The 20,003-nt window shown below is 39.3% G+C and carries 18 protein-coding genes; 16 read left to right on the forward strand and 2 right to left on the reverse strand.

Translation table 11 applies throughout. The features are described 5' to 3' along the window. Nucleotides 1-293: 293 nt before the first annotated feature. A complete protein-coding gene (locus CLV96_RS05365; protein WP_004788448.1) occupies nt 294-1,763 on the forward strand; it encodes an HD domain-containing phosphohydrolase in 1,470 nt (489 codons plus the stop codon). Here CLV96_RS05365 and CLV96_RS05370 read toward each other — a convergent pair. After that, a complete protein-coding gene (locus CLV96_RS05370; protein WP_004788538.1) occupies nt 1,760-3,109 on the reverse strand; it encodes an adenylate/guanylate cyclase domain-containing protein in 1,350 nt (449 codons plus the stop codon). The two genes, CLV96_RS05365 and CLV96_RS05370, sit on opposite strands and share 4 nt — an antisense overlap. Nucleotides 3,110-3,189: 80 nt before the next feature. On the opposite strand from CLV96_RS05370, the gene CLV96_RS05375 reads away from it, so the two are divergent. The 15 genes from CLV96_RS05375 to CLV96_RS05445 all read left to right on the forward strand — a co-directional run bounded on the left by CLV96_RS05375 (nt 3,190) and on the right by CLV96_RS05445 (nt 17,789). Then, on the forward strand, nt 3,190-4,020 hold the full coding sequence (locus CLV96_RS05375) for a hypothetical protein (protein WP_243836413.1): 831 nt from the start codon (nt 3,190-3,192) through the stop codon (nt 4,018-4,020). A 16-nt stretch (nt 4,021-4,036) separates the two neighbouring features. Then, entirely contained in the window at nt 4,037-4,336 is a 300-nt protein-coding gene (locus CLV96_RS05380; RefSeq protein WP_040917572.1) for an LIC10362 family protein, read from the forward strand. A gap of 67 nt (nt 4,337-4,403) precedes the next feature. Then, a complete protein-coding gene (locus tag CLV96_RS05385) occupies nt 4,404-5,165 on the forward strand; it encodes an electron transfer flavoprotein subunit beta/FixA family protein (RefSeq protein WP_004788877.1) in 762 nt (253 codons plus the stop codon). Between the two features lie 10 nt (nt 5,166-5,175). Continuing rightward, on the forward strand, nt 5,176-6,135 hold the full coding sequence (locus CLV96_RS05390; protein WP_004788769.1) for an electron transfer flavoprotein subunit alpha/FixB family protein: 960 nt from the start codon (nt 5,176-5,178) through the stop codon (nt 6,133-6,135). A gap of 22 nt (nt 6,136-6,157) precedes the next feature. Next, nucleotides 6,158-6,739 carry a LolA family protein gene (locus CLV96_RS05395; protein WP_004788865.1) on the forward strand — a complete coding sequence of 194 codons (582 nt, stop codon included), beginning with the start codon at nt 6,158-6,160 and terminating at the stop codon, nt 6,737-6,739. Between the two features lie 2 nt (nt 6,740-6,741). Further along, nucleotides 6,742-8,712, forward strand: a complete 1,971-nt coding sequence (locus CLV96_RS05400; protein WP_004789020.1) for a hypothetical protein — start codon at nt 6,742-6,744, stop codon at nt 8,710-8,712. Then, nucleotides 8,709-9,677, forward strand: coding sequence for a tryptophan--tRNA ligase (gene trpS / locus CLV96_RS05405; RefSeq protein ID WP_004788738.1), 969 nt, complete (start codon nt 8,709-8,711; stop codon nt 9,675-9,677). The genes CLV96_RS05400 and trpS overlap by 4 nt, the downstream gene beginning before the upstream one ends. Nucleotides 9,678-9,719: 42 nt before the next feature. Continuing rightward, a complete protein-coding gene (locus CLV96_RS05410; protein ID WP_004788966.1) occupies nt 9,720-11,552 on the forward strand; it encodes a ComEC/Rec2 family competence protein in 1,833 nt (610 codons plus the stop codon). Beyond that, nucleotides 11,506-12,381 carry a 16S rRNA (adenine(1518)-N(6)/adenine(1519)-N(6))-dimethyltransferase RsmA gene (gene rsmA / locus CLV96_RS05415; protein ID WP_004788481.1) on the forward strand — a complete coding sequence of 292 codons (876 nt, stop codon included), beginning with the start codon at nt 11,506-11,508 and terminating at the stop codon, nt 12,379-12,381. Before CLV96_RS05410 ends, rsmA begins: the two co-directional genes overlap by 47 nt. Before the next feature lie 19 nt (nt 12,382-12,400). After that, complete coding sequence (locus CLV96_RS05420; RefSeq protein ID WP_004788752.1) at nt 12,401-13,642, forward strand: sterol desaturase family protein; 1,242 nt, start codon at nt 12,401-12,403, stop codon at nt 13,640-13,642. Nucleotides 13,643-13,894: 252 nt separating this feature from the next. Beyond that, nucleotides 13,895-14,680, forward strand: coding sequence for a M23 family metallopeptidase (locus CLV96_RS05425; protein ID WP_004789267.1), 786 nt, complete (start codon nt 13,895-13,897; stop codon nt 14,678-14,680). Between the two features lie 6 nt (nt 14,681-14,686). Further along, nucleotides 14,687-15,514, forward strand: coding sequence for an HAD family hydrolase (locus CLV96_RS05430; RefSeq protein ID WP_004788584.1), 828 nt, complete (start codon nt 14,687-14,689; stop codon nt 15,512-15,514). Continuing rightward, entirely contained in the window at nt 15,511-16,197 is a 687-nt protein-coding gene (gene rsmI, locus CLV96_RS05435) for a 16S rRNA (cytidine(1402)-2'-O)-methyltransferase (RefSeq protein ID WP_004788772.1), read from the forward strand. The genes CLV96_RS05430 and rsmI overlap by 4 nt, the downstream gene beginning before the upstream one ends. Nucleotides 16,198-16,236: 39 nt before the next feature. Further along, nucleotides 16,237-16,860, forward strand: a complete 624-nt coding sequence (locus tag CLV96_RS05440; RefSeq protein WP_035983954.1) for a helix-turn-helix domain-containing protein — start codon at nt 16,237-16,239, stop codon at nt 16,858-16,860. 2 nt (nt 16,861-16,862) lie between these two features. After that, nucleotides 16,863-17,789 carry a 50S ribosomal protein L11 methyltransferase gene (locus CLV96_RS05445; protein WP_004788875.1) on the forward strand — a complete coding sequence of 309 codons (927 nt, stop codon included), beginning with the start codon at nt 16,863-16,865 and terminating at the stop codon, nt 17,787-17,789. Here CLV96_RS05445 and CLV96_RS05450 read toward each other — a convergent pair. Continuing rightward, nucleotides 17,786-19,900, reverse strand: coding sequence for a 7TM diverse intracellular signaling domain-containing protein (locus tag CLV96_RS05450; RefSeq protein WP_004788700.1), 2,115 nt, complete (start codon nt 19,898-19,900; stop codon nt 17,786-17,788). The genes CLV96_RS05445 and CLV96_RS05450 overlap by 4 nt on opposite strands. Between the last annotated feature and the right edge of the window lie 103 nt (nt 19,901-20,003).

A 20,003-nucleotide genomic window follows, 5' to 3' on the forward strand; every position in this document is an offset into this window, starting at 1 on the left:
CAAAAACGAACAGTTTTTCTCGGAATGAAAAAAGAAAATGGAAAGGCGAAATTCGCTACAACTAACAATGATTATTTTTCCATACATACATTGACACAACTGATATTAAGTTAAAACAGAAAGTACATCTGATAATCGTATCACTACTAAGAACTAGTAAATACCCTAATAGGACATTTCAATAAATCAAAAAGTAATATTAAATTCTAAGGAATGATTTACTTTTTATCGATTCTATTGAAACATCACCATAACATCTGGTAATAACCTTCGTCACATAAGCAAAAATTACAATGAGCACAAACGATACAAACATAGTACCTAGAGAAAAGCTCGCCAAATTTGAGTTAACTGAAGAATCTTTAAATAGTTTTCGTAAAAACAATAACATCCCTCTCGATCTTTACAATAAAGACGGACAAATCCTCATTCATAAAAAAAGAAACCCTACCGAAGCAGATTTCGGGAAACTACTAAAGTTTGAAATGCAAGGGGTTTATTTTCTCATCTCTGAACTTAAAAAAACGAAACAACAGAATGGGGCTCAGTTTTTAGAACCAGGCCGTACGACAAAATTATTCGACCAAGAAAAAACAGCCCGGTTTGCCAAACAATCTCAAGCCCTCATCGAAGACCTTCGAAAAACATCCTTTTCATCCGAACAAGCCGTGTTTGTGCAAAACTCGGTCAATGAACTTCTTACCGACTTTACAAGTAATCCTGACTATGAACTGGGAATTTTTAATATTTTAGAGATCCTTGGAGTGGCTGGGGTTTCTGTCGAATCGGAGCTCATGACCAAACGCACAGTGGTGGCAATGGGGATGAAGGTTCGTACAAAAAAGATTGTCAACGAAGGCAAAGAAGAATCCAACAAAAAAGACCATCTCAGCCTCATGATGGCAAGTTACTTAGCAGATGTAGGATATTCTCGATTGGATATCAAAAACAATCCTAAACTTACCAAAGAGGAATACACCGTTGTCCAACAACACCCTATTATCAGTTATTTGATGACTCTCCCAGCGCCAGAAATTGATTCCCATGTTCGTACTTTAATATTAAATCACCACAGACCATACCGCGGCAATGGAGTGAATAATAACTTTCCTGATCCAAGGTCTTTGTTTACCAAACTCATGTCTGTCCGAGACAAATATAACAAAGAAGTTGGAAAAGAAAGAATCATACAGGACATTGAACTCCAACTCCACTTACAAGAAAACAATGTTACCTCCGCTAGTTTTGAAGAAGACATTGCCATTCTTTCTTTAGCGAGCGAATATGCTTCTCTTACTTCTAACCAACCATGGAGACCAGCATTCAAATCTTCTACAGCTCTTAAGATGATTTTAAATGATTCTTTTTTCTCTTACAGCAATAAAAATATCAGACATCTTTTAGATTATGTGGGAAGTTCCCTCACGAATAACGAAAACATTGTGAACTTTGGTGACTTTGTTATCACTGCTTCCGTAGATTCCGAAAGAAGAGCCCATTTTGATATTTGTATTGTTTTGGATGTTGGCCGTTACCAAACAAGACCAAAACTCCAAAGGATCTGTAGCATCAATCCAGTGTTTCAAAAAGGAAACAAATTCAAAATCGCCGATTTTGATTTACACAGCATTAAAATTGATCGCAGGAAAGCAATTATGGACTTGGCCTTACAGGCAGGTACATCTCGTGTGATTTATATCATTGACCCAGAACTCAATCCTGCCCTTCACGAAGCTGTTTATAAAATCAACATGGCATCCTAAGATCCGTTTGGTGCATAAAGATGAATTTTTTGTTCTCTTCCCACTAGAGTCACAAGTTCCTTTTTGTCCCAACCGGTTGGTGATCCAATTTCTAACCAAACAGCTTCCGAAATTAAAAAAGTAACACCCAGATCTTTACAAGCAGACTCGATTCGCGACGCAGTATTCACTGTATCACCAATGACTGTGTATTCCATTCGCTCTTCTGATCCAATACTTCCACAAAAAACTTCGCCGGTATGAATCCCCACTCCGATTTTGATTTCTGATTCCCCCATTTTTTTTCGGTCTTCATTCCATTGCGCAAGTTCACTTAACATAGACTTGGCGGCAAGAACAGCATTCTTCGAATCTTCTCCTTGTGTATCTGATGGAGATGGAGTACCAAAGGTAGCCATCACTGCATCCCCAATGAATTTATCCAAACTCCCTCCATACTGAAAGATGGCTCGTACCATACGGCGACGAAATTCTGTTAAAAAAATAGATAGGGTTTCTGGATCCATTGGTTCTGAAAACTGAGTGAACCCTCGGATATCGCTAAAAAGTACGGTAACCTTTTGACGTTTGCCTTTTGCGATCACTTCAGGTTCCGAAACAATTTCAGAAACTAGGTCAGGAGAAAAGTAACGAGATAAGGTTGTTTTTTGCGATTCAGCTGCAGCAAATTTTAATAACATTCGGAGGCTTCGAAAGATGGCATAGGAGATAGCAAAAACCAAAACTAAATAAACTGTAGGTTTTGTCACGGAAGCATCCGACAAAATGATTTGATCTCCAAGCACATACTGGTTCCAATCATTTCCACTTACTGACTTTGTATCCACTAATGCATATATCAGAAACCCATAATAACTTAATAAAAAACAAACAAAGGAAAAATTAACGAGAGAAAACCGGTATTGGAATAAACTTAAAGACAAAGGCAAAAGATAAAATACAACCAATGGAGTTTTTACAAGAAAATTTGGATTTCCTTCCCCTTTTAAAATGTACCAATTAAAAATAGTCACAGTCACCAGAAGGTTATCGATCAACAAACTAATGTAATCATACTTTGTTTTCCAATGCCCTTTACTTTTTTTTAAAATTTGAGCATGAACAAAGGTATTAATAAAATAAAATGTAATCGCTACATAATTGGTTAAATATCCATATACTGAATCTGTATTACTTAGATTGGCTACTGCACTAGCAACAAGGGCCACTCCAATCACATACCGAAACCGAACTGCAAACAGAGCTCCCATTTGTTCTTCTTGGTATAGAAGTTCTGACATGTATCTTGGAAACTGGTCACGAATGCAATATACTGAACGAATGGCTTTGAGTATGGATGCGAACATTGGCAGACATTCCATCACGGAAAGTTTTCATGGCAAGGGAATTTTCTCTTTGCCAAATCAGAATCCGTCCTTATCAATGAATGATGTTCCAAAACGAATTCATCGTTCGAATGGGAAAACTCGCTTCCTTTCTTGCTTTGGACATCCTGATTTCCCTTTTCGCCAACCTTTCCTTTTTCTCTTTGTATCGAAACCAAAACCTAACTCCCACCCTTTTCCTTTTTTATTTAAGTTCTGTTTGGGCTTTGTATTTGGCAGATCATTTATGGGATTTTAGAAGAGAAAAAGAACTACTTTCAGAAAGAGGAAACTTTTATAACAAATTCCAACGAACAATCGTTATCATCTTAATCCTCCTTTTTTTTGTTTCAATTTTTGTTGGAATTTGTTATGAATTTACTTTTCTTTGGGAAAACCTTCCCTTCCTCTTATCTTTTTTATTTTGTGTTGGTTTGGTAGTGCGAGCGAAGTCTCCAGTCCCTAAAGAAATTTTGGTTTCAGGATTTTATACACTCGGGGTGCTCGCCCCTTTTGGAGGATTTGACAACATGGATGGACTAGCCTTTGTATTTTTTCTCCATGTTTTTGCCAATGTCCTCCTTACCTACAATCTGGATCGGAAGTTTGACCAAAGGCAAAATACCTTTACCCTAAACCAAAATCTCAGTCCGAAAAGGCTAAGGATGGTCGTACTTTGTCTTTTGGGAGCAGGAGTTTTTTTCCTTATTTTTTTGTGGACGAAGGGCCAAGTCAAAGACCCTTTTTTCTTCGGGATGGGACTCGCCTATCTTTGGTTGGGTGTTTGTACTTTCCTCGGAACGGAGAATTTTCCATTCAAGTCCCTTTGCGAACTTTCCTACCTTCCTCTCCTCCTTCCCCAAATCTTTTTTTTCTTCTCCCTACTTCCTTAAAATTTAGGGTGGGTTTATGTGGTTACTTTGCTTCCATTCTCTTGCACTTTTGGTTTTTGTCCTTCTTTACTCTTTCCGATTTCGAAAATTGGTGCCAAATCCCGAACAAAGTATCCTGGTGCAAATCCAAGCGACCACAAAAGACTGGAAATTCACTCCGAATTTGGTCCTTCTCATCGCCTTCTCACTCTTCTTACTATTTCCACTCACCTTAGGATTTTCCTTTTACCTCAGGAGTGATGCAAACGTCCTTGTCGTCATTCTCTGGATCATTTGGGCCTACAATTGGAGTAAATACAGTTTCTTCCGAGAATAAATTACTTCCCTTATGACTTCGCTCCCGTTTTCTGGTCTAAGGTAATCCACGAAAACGGGGTTAAGGAATGAAAATTGTTGTTCTAGTAAAACAGGTTCCGGACACGGAAACCAATATCAAAGTCGGCGACAAATCGATCAACGAAGCTGGCGTAAAATGGATCATCTCTCCTTATGATGAATTTGCTATCGAAGAGGGAATCAGAATTCGTGAAAAAAGCGGTGGAGAAGTCATCGCAGTGTCCCTCGGCCCAGATCGTGCCGTAGAAGCACTTCGTACTGCATACGCTATGGGTGTAGACAGAGCTGTTCACGTAAAAGTGGATGACTACGTAACTTTTGACTCTACATACACTTCCGAACTTCTTGCAAACCTCATCAAAGCTGAAAATGCAGATGTAGTGATTGGTGGTCGTCAATCCATCGATACAGATAGTTCACAAGTTGTGGTTCAAATTGCAGAGAGATTGAACATACCTCACGTGGCAATGGCCCTCAAACTTGAGTTTGACGGAAACAAAGTGACTGCGACTCGCGAAATCGAAGGTGGAACTGAGGTTGTAGAAACAACAGCTCCTCTCGCAGTGACTGCTCAAAAAGGTTTGAACGAACCAAGATACCCTAGCTTAAAAGGAATCATGTCTGCGAAGAAAAAACCGGTCGATGTGAAAAAACCGGAAGAACTCGGAGCAACTGGATCTAAACTCGAAGTTGTATCTCTCGAACCACCTCCTCCACGTATCGCTGGTCGAAAACTGGAAGCAGCAGATGCACAAGGTTTTGCATCTCAACTTGTAAAAGCTCTTCGCGAAGAAGCGAAGGTCATCTAAGGAGACGAACATGGCTGATGTTTTAGTAGTTGGTGAATTAAAAAACGGCGAACTTAAAAAAATCTCAAAAGAACTTACTTCTGCAGCTCGTAAAATTGCGGACTCCATTGGTGGTAAAGTTCATACAGTAGTCATTACTGAAAACGTGGATGCGTTTGCAGGTGATTTGAAAGCGGTTGGTGCTGACACAGTGATCGGTGCAAACCTTGGTGAATTTTCTCCTGAAGGTTATGCAAATGGAATTTTTGCAATCATCCAAGAGAAAAAACCTGCAGTGGTTCTCATCCCACACTCTGCTCAAGGAAAAGAATACTCTGCAAGAGTAGCGATCAAGGCAAATGCTGGTATCGTTGCGGATGCGGTTGGTCTTTCTGTTGACGGTGGTAAAGTGGTAGCGAAAAAACCAATTTACTCTGGAAAAGCGTATGCAAATTTCAAAGTCACTTCTGACATTCAAATCTTTACTGTACGTGCCAACTCACAAGAAGTAACTCCAAAAGACGGAGCGGGTGCAGTAGAAAAATCTGGCGCTTCTGCTGGTGAAGTAAGAACAAAGTCCCTTTCTAAAGATCTTTCTGGTGGAAACAAAGTACAACTTGCTGATGCTTCTATCATTGTATCTGGCGGACGCGGAATCAAAGGACCTGAAAACTGGCCGATCATCCAAGACTTGGCTGACACTCTTGGTGCTGCTCTTGGTGCTTCCCGTGCCACTGTGGATGCAGGATGGATTTCTCACTCACACCAAGTAGGACAAACAGGAAAAACTGTCTCCCCTAACTGTTACATCGCTTGCGGTATCTCCGGAGCCATCCAACACTTAGCGGGTATGGGATCTTCTAAATACATCGTTGCCATCAACAAAGATGGAGATGCTCCTATTTTTAAAGTAGCGACTTACGGTGTTGTTGCCGACCTTTTCGAAGTAGTGCCTGCACTTACTTCTGAGTTCAAAAAAGTATTGGGTTAATCCCAATACGAACTTTCGTCCTTTGAGGAATTTCCTTCCTAAATTTTCGATTGTTCTCCTTTTCTCTGTCCAAACGGGTATCCTTTGGGCAGAGGATGGAAGGGATCGTTTGAATGCCGTCATTGGCAAAATGAATTCCCTAGAAAGTTTTCGCGCCTCTGTCACTGTCAATGGTGGCCTGACCGGTGTCGTTTCCTATAAAAGCCCAAACCAACTTCATGTCAGATTCAGCGACGGAAGGATTATATCTTCCAACGGTCGGATTTTATGGTTTTACAATCCAGATTCATCCATTGCAGGAAAACAAGACCTGAAAGGTGTTTCAGGTGGCCTTGGAGGACTTCTTTCCGGTTACGAAAATGTGTCAGTTAGTGGCAGAACTTTTCGTCTAACTTCCAATACCAAGCGGTATAATGAAATTATCTTGGTTGTATCTGATAACGACCTCCCTCGTGTACTCAAAATGAAACGTTCCGATGAAGAAATCACCGAAGTAGCTTTCTCTGGGATTGCTACAAACATTGGTCTTGGAACGGGATTATTCAATTTCCAACCTCCTACAAGCTCACAAATTGTTGAGAACCCTCTCAACCAAAAGGAGTAATTGTGACTCCGGTTTCACGTACAGAAGCACACCGCGTATTTGCCGACTTGTACCGTAAAACGCGGACACCGGAACACCAAGCGCTGATAGATGAGGCCATTTTAAAATCCAATGATGTTTTCATTCGAATTGATCTCATTCGCAAAGTGGATGAAGATTATGAAAATAAAAACAAACCCAAAAAAGAAGATGGTAGGGACCGCGGACTTCCCGAAAGAGAACAACCAAAAAGAGAAGTCATTTCCAGGCCTATAACGCCAGAATCAAAACCAAAACGTTCTAGTGACTTAGTTACAATCGAAAGTGCCAAACAAAAACAAAGCCCCGCAAAAAAAAGAGCCATCGAACAAAGACAAGGTGGTGGTCTTCTTGCTGGTTTGTTTGGCGGTGGCGCCGGTAGTGTAAACAATTCCATTAGCAAGTTTGGAAAAGATACAGGGACCATCGACATTGGACTTTTTGGAAGAAACCCAACCATTTCCAATAATGTAGAAAAACTTTTCCGAGGAATGAAAGAGGATGTTCTGATTCCAACCATCCAAGCCCTTCGCGTTTCAGAACAACAAGGTTGGAGGATTTGGACTCCCCTTGTTTATAATATCATCAACAACTTTAATAAGTTTTATAATGCATTCGCCTCTTTGGATGCTTTGATTTTGGATAAAATTTCTGCCGATATCTTTTTAGAGCGTTCTCTAAAAATGCAAATGTTCTATGTTCGCTTTTTACAAAGAAGTGATGCGAATGATATTATTTTATCCAATCTTCCAGATATTGTCAAAATGGATGATAAACTCACACCGAAACTCGGCAAAATTATGGAAGGTGTGAATTATGCGCTTAACTTAGAAAACACCAAACCAAAGCTATCTGATGCGATCACTGCGTTTTATATTGTAGCAAAAAAGAAAATGTTTACTTGGCCAGAGATTGTTTCTGACTTACGTGTTCCTGCCATCCAAGAACATAAATTCCAAGCAGCAAGGGAAATCCAAAAAGAAGTGGAGATCACCGTTGCAAAAATTTCTGACGATATCAACACAAGAACTTTCAAAAAAGAAGAACTAACGAATTTACGTTCTCGTTATTTTTCCATAGATGATAAAGGGAAAATCAGTTTTGATTTTTTAAATGCGGTTGTGGATGATTTTATGGCTCACCATATGCCCGAGTCAGCCAAAAGCCAAACAGTCAAAAATAGTTATAAATCACAACCACATAGACTCGTTTATCTTTTGTTACGTGACTTACAAACAGTTTACATCAATTTAATCGAAGGATATGTTCGTCTTGGTGACAAAAACCAAAACCAAGAACTCCTTCTCATCCAACCGGGACTTTTTAGAAACGAAATCGACCAACTCAATTCACTCGTTCGAACCATCGACAACTTCAATAAAAAATTCCCTAGTTTTCAATATAGTTTCCAACAATACGGAATGGATTACAGCACGGGGAATGCAGCAAACGATCAAATTGCAGGAACGATTGTGCAAGCTTTACAAGAAGCATCTGAGTTCTTTGGAAGTTTTGCAAATAAACTCAATATCATTGTAGAAAACCATTTGATGGCAAAAGTCACTGAATCCAAAGGAAAAGTGAACGATAAAATCGTATCTACAAAAGATAAGGTCATTGAAGAAGTAAAAATTGCACAAAGGTTTATTCCTCATTTTGACAAAATGGTTGTGGCCAAAGAAAGAATTAACGGGATGAAGGTGGAAGATGTGTTCATCCAATTCACCAAATACCTCTATAACTATGCAGTGATCTTTAAAGATCCGGCGACCACTTCCAAACTCACAGCTCATCGTAAAATCGAACAAGAACTGATCAAATTGAATAAAGAATATGAAAGACTCACTTATTCCACTTTCCACAAAGAAGCTGGAAACACAGGAAATTCTGAGTCTTCCGAAAACCAAGCTGATTCCGATACAATGAATGTTTCAGAATCGGAAGGAGAATCATGAGAGTCCTTACTGGATTACAACCATCTGGCAAACTTCATTTAGGTAATTATTTTTCTGCGATTAAAAAAATTTTAGACTACCAATCCAAAGAAGAATTATTTCTTTTCATTGCAAACTTACATGCACTCACAACCTTCCGATCCAAAGAAGAATTAAAGAATTTCACCTTAGAGTGCGCAATTGACTTACTAGCATTAGGTGTCGATCCTAAAAAAACAGTTTTCTGGGTTCAAAGTGATGTTCCCGAAGTCACAGAACTCACTTGGTATTTATCTCAATCCATCACCGTCTCTCAATTGCAATTGGCACATTCTTTTAAAGATAAAGTAGCAAAAGGTTTTGTCCCTGGAGCCGGACTTTTTACTTATCCAGTACTAATGGCAAGTGACATCTTACTTTTTTCTGCAGAAAAAGTTCCCGTTGGCAAAGATCAAAAACAACATTTAGAATTTGCTCGTGACATTGCCGAAAGATTTAATACACAATTTGGTTCGGTTTTGACCATCCCTGAACCGGATATTGATGAAAATACGGCGACAGTTCCAGGTGTGGACGGGGCAAAGATGTCGAAGTCTTACAAAAACACGATCGACTTCTTTGGGACAGAAAAAGAAATCAAAAAGAAAGTAATGTCGATTGTGAGTGATTCGAAGGCCGTAGAGGAACCAAAGGATCCAGAAACTTCTGTGATCTTTCAAATCCATTCTCTTTTTCTTTCTCCTTCCGAGAAAGAATCACAAATTGAAAAATACAAACGTGGTGGGGCTGGATACGGAGATCTCAAAAAAGATCTTTTGGATTCCATCTTAACTCACTTTGTTTCTTTCCGGTCCAAACGTGAAGAACTAGCACAAAACTTGGATTATGTGCACCAAGTCCTCAAAGAAGGAAAAGAAAAAGCGCAAACGGTCGCCCAGGCAAAAATCATAGACGTTCGGAAAACTCTCGGTATTTATCCTTTTTAAAACGGAAAGAACCAAAAATAGATTTTTTTTACCTCTCCGGATATGAAGCCGGAGACTTACTTACTCCCCAGAGCCGATTTTGGTTGGTTCTCACTTGGAATCTGCGGAACTGCCTTCCTCATGAAACTGGGAACAAAAACTCCCGGGTTTCATTCTCTCTTAGTCTTTACGTTTCTCGCCCTCTTCCTCCTTTATTCAGTCCTTCCGAGATTGACTTCACACCAAAGTGACAAAAGAATTTACCTTTGTTTCTTTGCCTCCTTTCTCTTTTTGTTTCTTGCTGACTTTCAAGGACAAACACACAAAAGAATCACAAATCCCTTTTTTCGTTCTCATTTAGAAAATCAGATCAAACAATCCCCTCTCAGTAAATTTGAATCACGTATCGTCATGGGTTTTGTGACTGGATCCACAAAGGAAATTCCGGTCGATTTTAAAGATCTGGCGAAAGAATCAGGCATCTTACACTTGTTTGCTGCCTCAGGCCTTCATTTGGGGATTTTTGTTGGTTCCATACAGTTTTTTGGAAATCTATGCTTTCCAAAACGTAAATGGATTTCTTTATTCCTATCGTTAAGTCTGGGATTTATCTATTTGGCTGCTCTGGATTTTCCAGTATCATTTTTACGAGCCTACCTATTTGTTTTTTTGACTCTCACAGCTTCTTTGTTCTACAGAAAAATTGGACCTGCCGATTTACTCCTCATTTCCTCCGCTTGCATTGCATTTTTTCTATTTTATGATTTTTTAAGCATTGGATTTTTGTTATCCTTTGGAGCGGTCTTTGGAATTTTTTTTATAAAACCAAATCTCGATAAACTTATATTTCCTGATTCAAAATCCTTTCTTAAAGAGAATCTTCATCTAACAATTGCTTGTTCACTTTGTAGTTTTCCCATTCTTGTCTATTATTTTCGCTCTTTTTCTTTTGGAGGGATTGGAATTAACTTTTTATTGGTTCCAATGGCAGGAATTCTTTTGCCAACACTTTATATGACTTTATTTGTACAAAGCCTTGTTCCCAGTTTTTTATTAGAACCACTTACATCTTGGATTTGGGTTCCAACCTCATTTGAACTCTCTATTTTTCTAAAATTATTTCATTTTTTTTCTGAATATGGCCGGGGATATAAAACGTGGATGAACGTTCCTAAAGATCTTTTTGCCCTTTCCGTATTTCTCATTCTATGCATTCCCTTTTATTCCAAACTTCGATTTTTAAACCGACCCATTTTAAGATTTTGTTTTTATATTCTTCCAAGTTTGTTTTTCGGATTTTCTTACTTTTACCCCACACAACCCTTTCTCCCAAAATTCATAACAAAACTTGGAAAAGGAAATCTTTCCATTCGTTTCGAAGATCATTTATATCTGTTTGGAACTTGTTATTCTAAAAAATTGACGGAACCGTCACCTGGATTTCCTCCACCAAAATCCATTTCTTTTGAATCAGAGTCTTGTTTGCCTGGAGTTCTTTCTCAAATCAAAAACCACCAAATAACGGACGTTTTTTGGCATGGAACATCCCATTCAGAAAATTGGATCCGTCAATTCCAACTTCCTATCAAACTAAAAAACCAAAAAATTTTAGGTGCGGAGATGAACCCAGTTTTTTCCATCATTCGTTTTGATGGGAATCCCAAGGGTGTAGAACAGTTTTTAAAACAAACGAGAGAAGCGGACCGATCCAAAACCAACCCAGATTGGAAAGGTGTTTTACTTTTGGATTTCCCCCCTTGGAAAAAAAAGGAAGCGAATGAATGGATCCAATACCAAAAACTACTTGGGATTTCTACTGCTTGGAAAATGATACTCGTTGAGGAAACTTTTGAAATCCCCTTACGCGACTATCTCCAACATCCAGACCTATTTTGAAGCCAAAGGAATTCGAGCCCAAAAGAAATTTGGGCAAAACTTCCTCATTGACCAGAACATAGTCGATTTTATCGTAAAATCCGCAGAACCTTTGTTAACTAATGATATTTCCTTAGCAGAAATTGGAATTGGCCTCGGGACTCTCACTTATCCCGTTCTCAGCTTGGACAAAAAAACCTATCTATTCGAAATCGATCATGCTTATATCCAATTGGCTAAAGACGAAATTTTACCAAAGTTTCCAAAAGCTTTGTTATTTGAGGGAGATGCATTAAAAAATCTCTTTCATATTTACCAAGAAGCGGTTTTTGTATTTGGGAACTTGCCCTACCACCTAACTACGGAGATTATCAATACCCTTGTCATCCACTGTCGCAATTTTCGAGGGGGAATTTTTATGGTACAAAAGGAATTTGCCGAACGCCTTGTCAAAGAAACCTCGTCTTTATCTGTTTTTCTCTCTGCATTTTGCGATGTGAAATATCTAAAGACAGTTCATAAAAATTGTTTTTTCCCCATTCCCAAAATCCATTCCGCCCTGATCCTACTTTCTCCCAAAAAGGAATCGAAAGAAAACCAATGGAAACTCAAAAACGAAACGGAGGTAGAGCTCTGGTCGAGAATGCTTCGCACTTTATTTTGGGGAAAACGAAAACAGATTCAGGTAAGCCTAAGAGAATCGCCTTTTTCGGAGGACCCAGACTTTCGTGAGGCATTGGGAAAAGCCATCCAAGACGCAGAAATCCCACCCACAGCAAGACCTGAGGAATTGAACCGTGAACAATTTCTGACCCTGGGTCAACATTTACTTGACCATTTGTCAAAATGATGGCAAAATTAACACCGCTATGTTCGAGAATTTCACACCTCCGCCCATTGTTACCTATGCCATTCCTGTATTCTTCTTACTCATTGGAATCGAAGTCTACATTGGATACCGCAAAAACAAAGCCCTCTACCGGTTAAACGATTCCATCGCCGACTTGAGCACGGGGATCATTTCCCAAATCTGGGGACTTTTCCAAAAAGGGATTGGACTCTTTGCTTATTTTTATATCTACGAACACTTCCGTTTTTTTGAATTTGCCATGACCAACCCTTGGGCTTGGATCCTTTGTATTATCGGACAAGACTTTTGTTATTATTGGTCTCATCGTTTAGCTCACGAAGTCAATATCCTCTGGGCAGGTCATGTCATCCACCACCACAGCGAAGAATACAATTTAGTAGTGGCCCTCCGCCAAACAGGGCTCGGTGGGATTGTCTCTTGGATTTTTTATGTTCCTTTGGCTCTGATTGGATTCCACCCTTGGATGTATCTTGCCAGCGGACAAATCAATCTCATTTACCAATTTTGGGTGCATACCAAAGCAGTGGGTAAAATTGGAAAGATTGGTGAATTCCTTCTCTCGACTCCTTCCCACCACCGTGTCCACCATGCAATCAATCCGATCTATATTGATAAAAACCATGGTGGGATCTTTATTATCTTTGATCGTATGTTTGGCACTTTCCAAGAAGAAACAGAACCTTGTGTGTATGGAACTGTCAAACCCCTCCGTAGTTTCAATCCAGTGTATGCCAATATCCATTACTACTGGGAACTGATCAAACAAGCGGCCAGTGCTCCGTATTTCTTAGATAAAATTAAGGTATTTTTCAAGCCACCAGGTTGGTATCCAAGAGAAGGAACAAAACCAGCAGGATTTTTGCCTATCCCCGAGGTTCGCCCTGAAACTTTTCATAAATATGATCCGAAACCCCAATCGGAAGTGAGAACATACACGACAACTTGGTTTGTTCTCGTCCTCCTATTGTCCTTTGCCTTTCTTTTGTTTGTGACAAAATTTTCGATGGTCTCTCAAATCCTTGTGACCGTTTGGGTGACTTTGTCCCTACTTGCCATCAATGCTCTGATCGAAGGAAAGTCCTGGGCGGGAGCCATGGAAATTACAAGGCTCCTCTTTGGATTTCTCGTCCTAGGTTACTTTGGTGTGGGTTGGGCTTATTATGCGATTGGAATTGTCTGCCTCCTCGTGGCTGGAATCTACCTTTATCGCACCAGCGGACAGAAAGCCCAGGCAGCCTGATCTCTTTTCGAATCAATAGCGGATCACAATCTCTTTCCTACCAGATTCTTTCTGGTAGGAAGTTTGGTTTCCCCCTCTGAACACTGCTCTCTAATCATTTTAACTACAGAAAAACAGGTGACCTGAAAACCACTCTCAGTGTTATGTCACATAAATGCCATGAATAGGGCGGATTCCTTCGACCGTTCCCCTTGACCGGACGAGGGCCCGTGAGAATTTGGCATTGCACCAGAATTTTTGAGGCGAAATGAGATGAAGCGAAACCGAAGTTACTATATCATTCTAGTCCTAATCCTGTTTGTAGTGACCTACTCCGCCTATGCGGCCTACCAGAAGCAAAAAAATGGTCCTGTTTTTTTGGACAACCATGTCTTCCAACGTTATAACGAGCAGTGGGGTCTTTGGGTAGACCTAAATGCAGAGAAAAAAAGCCTACTCGAAAAGGCTTCTGAGTTTGGGATCCTTGCCCAAGAGGTAATGGAGATCAATAACCTCAAAGAGGCAGATCTTCCTCGTTTGAAACGTTCCATTTTCTTTCCTTATTCTGCAGAATATATGCGGGGACTCCAAGAAAAAGAACTCTTCCGCGAAACTGTCGAATCTCCCATTGACCAATTCATTTGGCCAGTTTTACCCAATCACAAATCCCGAATCTCTTCTCGGATTGGAAGGCGCTGGAACACCTGGCACACGGGTCTCGACATCGCCATTCCGAAAAATTCCGTTGTCCTTTCTGCCGCAGACGGAGTGGTAGAAGAAGCAGGTCGCAGCGGGGATTATGGCTTGGCAGTCAAAATTTACCACCATGACATGAATCATTTTCATACAGTGTATGGCCATAACCAAGAGTTACTTGTAAAACCTGGGGATGTGGTTCGCAAAGGACAGATCATTGCTTTTTCCGGAAATACCGGAAAGTCCACTGGTCCTCATGTCCATTTTGAAGTTCGATTTCACAATGTTTATCTCAATCCAGAAAACTTTCTCACTCCCTATGAAGAAGGAGTTGCCACAAGCATCGTTGGATTTGCAGACTAAGTATTAGTGACTAACCTGACAAAGAACAGTTGGACGGACGAAATTTTCGACCGTCTGACATCCATCATACCTAAAGCACCAGGCATTGCCTGTTTTGATTTCGATAACACACTCATTCGCAACGACTTCGGTGAAAAGATCATGGATGAACTCCTCCATGATGGGCTTAAATTTGTGCCGCATGATTTATCCGAATTTTTTCGAGATAAAGAACTTTGGAGGGACCATACAAAATTAAGTTTTGCCGAAAAGGAACGATTGGTTTGGGAAGAATACACCTACCAATTAAAAGAATACGGAATCGAAAGAGGATACCGCTGGACTAGTTTTATCTTTCAGGGAATGGACAAGGTAGAATACTATGAAGTATCGAGAAGGGCCTGGGAGCGAGTCAATCACTACGACAAAGATTCCGGCGTATTTCCCCAAGTGGAAATGAAAGATCTAATCGCTTATTTAAACTACTACAATTGGACAGTGTACATTGTAACCGCATCTCCTGAACCCGGGATTGCGGCCATTTCCCACCTCTTCCCCGTGGAAGAATCCAAGGTCATTGGGATGAGACAAGAGTTAGGTGAAAACGGGAAATACACTCACAAACTGATTGAACCTTATACATATGGGGAAGGAAAAGTAAAAGCCATCGAAGAAAGAATTGGTGTATATCCAGACCTTGCGTTTGGAGATTCCTTTAACGACTACCCGATGCTTTGCCGAGCCAAACAAATGGCCGTAGCCATCAACAGAGACAATCCTGAATTTGCCTCTGCCTGTGCAAACAAAGGAATTTATATCCAACCCTATTTTACTTTTCCTCCTGTGCTGACATGAATCGACTTTATTTAGTATCAAATTCCATCGGAAATGATGGAGACATCCCTCCTCGCACCAAAGCCTTGTTAGAGGAAGCAGACTGGATCATTGGTGAAGAACAAAGGACCACCTCTACTTTTTTAAAGAAGTTAGGAATTTCCAAACCATTTGACCTTCTGAACGAACATACTTCTAGGGAAGAAATGGATGAGATCGCAATGAAACTTGCGACCACCAAAAGAACCTGCCTCATTTCTGATTCGGGAAGTCCCGGCCTAGAAGATCCAGGGAAGTGGATTGTCCCTCTGGCTTGGGAGATGGGAGTGGAAGTTCGTTCGGCTCCAGGACCAACAGCTCTTATCGCTGCTCTAACAAGTTCTGGGTTTGCCACCTCTCCTTTTCTCTTTTTGGGATTTTTGCCTAGAGAGGAAAAAGAAAGAGAACGAACTTTGAAACAATACATGGGGCTTGGGATCACCCTTGCTTTTTATGAAACACCTTACCGGGCCAAACATTGTCTGGAAACCTTAGCAAAAATCCTCCCAGGGGATCGCCAAATCTTTCTGGCACTAGGAATCTCTATGGCAGGTGAAACGAGTTTTCGCGGTTCGGCAAAAGAAATTCATAAAAAATTTCCGCAAGGTCTGAAACTTCCCCCCGTCTTTGTGGTGGAAGAGAAAAAAGAAAGGATCAAACGTTAGTTTCTTGACAGCACCTCTGTTATATTGGACGCTTGGACAATGGTAAGTAAAGTAGAGCAACCGAGTGACGGAATAGACCAGTTGATTTCAGAGTCTGGCGATTATATAACAGATGTCGTCAAAGAAAATCTGAAACTCATCCGTCATACAAAAGGTTTTTCTTTGGATAAACTCGCAAACCGATGTGGTGTGAGTCGTGCGATGTTATCACAGATCGAACAAGGGAAGTCAGTTCCTACGATTTCTGTGTTGTGGAAGATTGCAAACGGACTCAATGTTCCTTTTTCTGAGCTCCTCAAAGAGAAAAACCAAGACGGTATCCATATTCTCAAAGCGGAAAATTCCAAAGTCTTGTATTCTAATTCAAAAGTCTTTGCTAGCCGGGCACTTTTCCCTTTTCTCGGAAATCGCAAAACAGAATTTTATGAACTTATTTTAAAACCCGGCGGACATGAAGTTGCTGAGCCACATAAAACAGGAACCACTGAAAACTTGGTAGTTGTTTCCGGCAAACTGCGGTTACGCGTTGGTGAAAAAGTTGTGGAGTTGGAACCAAAAGATTCTGTATTCTTTAAAGCCGATGTTTCGCATGAGTATTCCAATCCAACAGACCAAGAAACTCTCATGTATCTTGTTATGGATTATACGGACGAAATAGGTTAAGATTGGAATATAGAGAACTCAAAGTTAATCTACCAAAAGAATTATCTGACATTTTTTATGAACTGTTAGATACATTACAGTGTGTTGGTTATTACGAAATTTTATTTGATGGAGAAGCCCCTAAAGAAAAAGACCAGGGGCTTATCCGAGACAATACCAACATCCGGATTTATCTACAAACTGACGAAATTGATAAAGAACTAAAGATACTTATCTTTTTAAAAATCAACGCACCGGACAATTCGAATGCAGAATCACGAAACATTGAAACTCGTGATTATGAAGAAGCCTATAAGGAATATTATAAACCATTCTCCATTGGGAAAAAACTTTGGGTGATTCCTACTTGGGAAAAAAACGAACCTGAAACCATCCAACTTTGGAAACCCAATGGGGGGATTCCACTCTTCATCAATCCAGGTGTTGCGTTTGGAACAGGTCACCATGAAACCACCAAACTTATATTAGAGTATTTGGATGAATTGTATGATCATGGAGAATTCAATTTTCAATCCGCATGTGATGTGGGAACAGGTTCTGGAATTTTATCCATAGGACTTGCTAAATTTGGTGTTTCCAAAATTTTTGCTTTAGATATTGATCCGAATGCTGTGAAGGCCGCGTGGTCTAACTGGAAAGAAAATGAATACCCAAAAGGATTTCAATTCAGTGTAGAAGAGTCGGGAATAGACAATCCGAAGTTATCCAATGCCAAATATGATTTAGCCATTGCCAATATTACATTTGCAGTACTTTCACAAAACATTCGTCATTTGGCAAAAATTGAAGCACCACGAATTATTTTTTCAGGTATCATCACAGAAAAAAAAGACCAGTTTTTAAGTTTACTACAGAGCCATCTACCAGGCAAACTACTCTACTCCAAAGAATGGAATGAATGGTGGGTTTTAGATTGGGTTCGAAACTAATCTTTATTTAAATACTTAATCAAACTGACCTGGTTACCTCGGTCGTTGTATTCAATTCGATCAAAAACAGATTTTGTCATAAGGATCCCGCGTCCATGTTGCACATGAGCTTCGTTCATTTCTTCTAACGATTTTTCCATATGTTTTTTATGATCAAAACCACGGCCTTCGTCTGTGATTCGATATGCAACATATTCTCTGTTAAAAGAATATTCGATTTTAATTCGTTTTTGACGATACCGCGGGTCTTCTTGTCTTTTTTGTAAAAATTCTAAGTAATTTCCTTCCATAAGAGCCTTGGATTTTTCATCAAAACTAATATTTAAATTGCCGTGTTCCACTGCATTGATAATGATTTCGCGAACCGAAGATCTCACCTCTGTTTGTTCCACAGTGGTGAGATACTTAGCGAGTTGGGAAGTGATCTTTTGAGAAACAATTTCTGCATTACGTAAATAATTATTCATGGAGAGCTCAATTTTCTCTGATTCAATCAATTGGATGATTGTATCCTCAAATTGTGAGGACATGGTCGCCAAAACTTCCCGGGTTTCATCAAAGTCAATGTATTGCAACCTACAGTACATTTCCTTTGGTTCCTTTACATATTTTTGATCAAACTCTGTCTTAAAATTAATAATAGAACCTGTCATTTTTAAATCGGTTAACTTATCTGTAACATACATCACATTGTAGTCAGACTTTTGGTCTTTACCTGTATAAACTAAATCTGTAATTTTTTTGCCACGTAAATCATCCAATCGAAAGCCCATATGTTTTGATAAGGCCCTATTCGCATTAATCACTTCGAAGTTTTCATTCATCATTAAGATGACTTCATCCGAACCTTGGAAAATTTCACGAAATCGTTTTTCAGATTCTTCGATCTTTAACTTTGCATGGGATAGTTCTCTAATATGATCTCTGAGACTTCGTGTTAAAAAATTAATTCGATCGGCAAGTCCAAGGGATAACAGAATCGTTTGTAAAGCAGTTCCAATTTGAATGGTCCATCTTGTGATCTGGTTGTCTGGCAATAATCCTAAACTCTTTAAAGAATACAAAAGAACACCGGTAAGAAAAAACGACCAAGAGATCAAAAAATAACGAGCTGCCCTTACATTTGACAAATAAGTAGAAGCTCCGCTAAAAACCATAACAAGAGCTGTTGGTACGGTGAGCAGAATGGAAGTAACCATTGCAATCCGATAACTCAAAAAAAATGTAGCGCATGAAAACAAAAACAGGATTCCGGCCCATAACCACATCAATTTGGAAATTTTCGGAAGATGTTTTTTTAAACTTAAATAATTATCCGAAAAAATAAGGCCCGTGATACAAGAAACACAAATAAAAAAGGGAAGAGAATGGTTCGCCCAAAAAATCCAATTAGGCCAAAGGTATTGAAAGGCAAATCCGTTATTGATAAAATGAAAGAAAAAAATTGAACTAACAAAAAACATATAAAAAAGATAACTTTTTTCATATGTGAAAATATAAATAAAAAAGTTATAAGCAATCATTACAAATAAGATTCCGTAAAATAACCCAAAAATAATTTGTTCTTTATTTAATTGATCATAAAACTCACGTTCTGTCCATATACTCATTGTTAGCGGAATAGTGGATTCGGACAAAATTTTTAAATAATAAACAGAAGTTACACCTGGTTGGGTTTCCAATGGAAAAACGGGATTTCGATAATCTAAATTTCTTTCTGAAAAAGGAAAAGCATCACCTAAGGTTCGAACAAGAGACTTAGGGAGTCCAATTCCAAAAATTTTAATTTCATCCAAAAGTGGGAAATCAAATACTAAATTCCAACGGATTGTATCTTCGGTTGGATTTTTTACCAAAACTCGAATCCAAAAAGTAGATTGAGAAAAACCTAAATTGGGAGAACTAATTTTTTGAAATTTGGAATCCAAAGATCCATTGGTAATACTTTCTTCAGAAATGGATTGGCCTTTGTCTTCCAAAACAAGAACGTCCGACCAAATTGATTTACCGGTGATTTCTGGGGAAAGCAGAACCGCAGGTTCCGAAAACAAAATTCCAGGTAAAAACACCAGGAGACTAAGGAAAAATAATTTTATATTCTGGAAAGACAAAGGCAATAATCTCCCAATTCGCTTAAAAAGACAAAGTTACTAGATTGTATTTTTCTAATTTTTCTAGCCTTTTTTGTTTCCAATGTTAAAATAGGGGAAAGTT

The sequence above is a fragment of the Leptospira meyeri genome (genome assembly GCF_004368965.1).
GTDB lineage: Bacteria > Spirochaetota > Leptospiria > Leptospirales > Leptospiraceae > Leptospira_A > Leptospira_A meyeri.

Coding starts and splice junctions, on each gene's coding strand:
- CLV96_RS05365 (WP_004788448.1), top strand. CDS start 294: ATGAGCACAAACGATACAAACATAGTACCTAGAGAAAAGCTCGCCAAA.
- CLV96_RS05370 (WP_004788538.1), bottom strand. CDS start 3,109: ATGTTCGCATCCATACTCAAAGCCATTCGTTCAGTATATTGCATTCGT.
- CLV96_RS05375 (WP_243836413.1), top strand. CDS start 3,190: ATGATGTTCCAAAACGAATTCATCGTTCGAATGGGAAAACTCGCTTCC.
- CLV96_RS05380 (WP_040917572.1), top strand. CDS start 4,037: ATGTGGTTACTTTGCTTCCATTCTCTTGCACTTTTGGTTTTTGTCCTT.
- CLV96_RS05385 (WP_004788877.1), top strand. CDS start 4,404: ATGAAAATTGTTGTTCTAGTAAAACAGGTTCCGGACACGGAAACCAAT.
- CLV96_RS05390 (WP_004788769.1), top strand. CDS start 5,176: ATGGCTGATGTTTTAGTAGTTGGTGAATTAAAAAACGGCGAACTTAAA.
- trpS (WP_004788738.1), top strand. CDS start 8,709: ATGAGAGTCCTTACTGGATTACAACCATCTGGCAAACTTCATTTAGGT.
- CLV96_RS05410 (WP_004788966.1), top strand. CDS start 9,720: ATGAAGCCGGAGACTTACTTACTCCCCAGAGCCGATTTTGGTTGGTTC.
- CLV96_RS05420 (WP_004788752.1), top strand. CDS start 12,401: ATGTTCGAGAATTTCACACCTCCGCCCATTGTTACCTATGCCATTCCT.
- CLV96_RS05425 (WP_004789267.1), top strand. CDS start 13,895: ATGAAGCGAAACCGAAGTTACTATATCATTCTAGTCCTAATCCTGTTT.
- rsmI (WP_004788772.1), top strand. CDS start 15,511: ATGAATCGACTTTATTTAGTATCAAATTCCATCGGAAATGATGGAGAC.
- CLV96_RS05440 (WP_035983954.1), top strand. CDS start 16,237: ATGGTAAGTAAAGTAGAGCAACCGAGTGACGGAATAGACCAGTTGATT.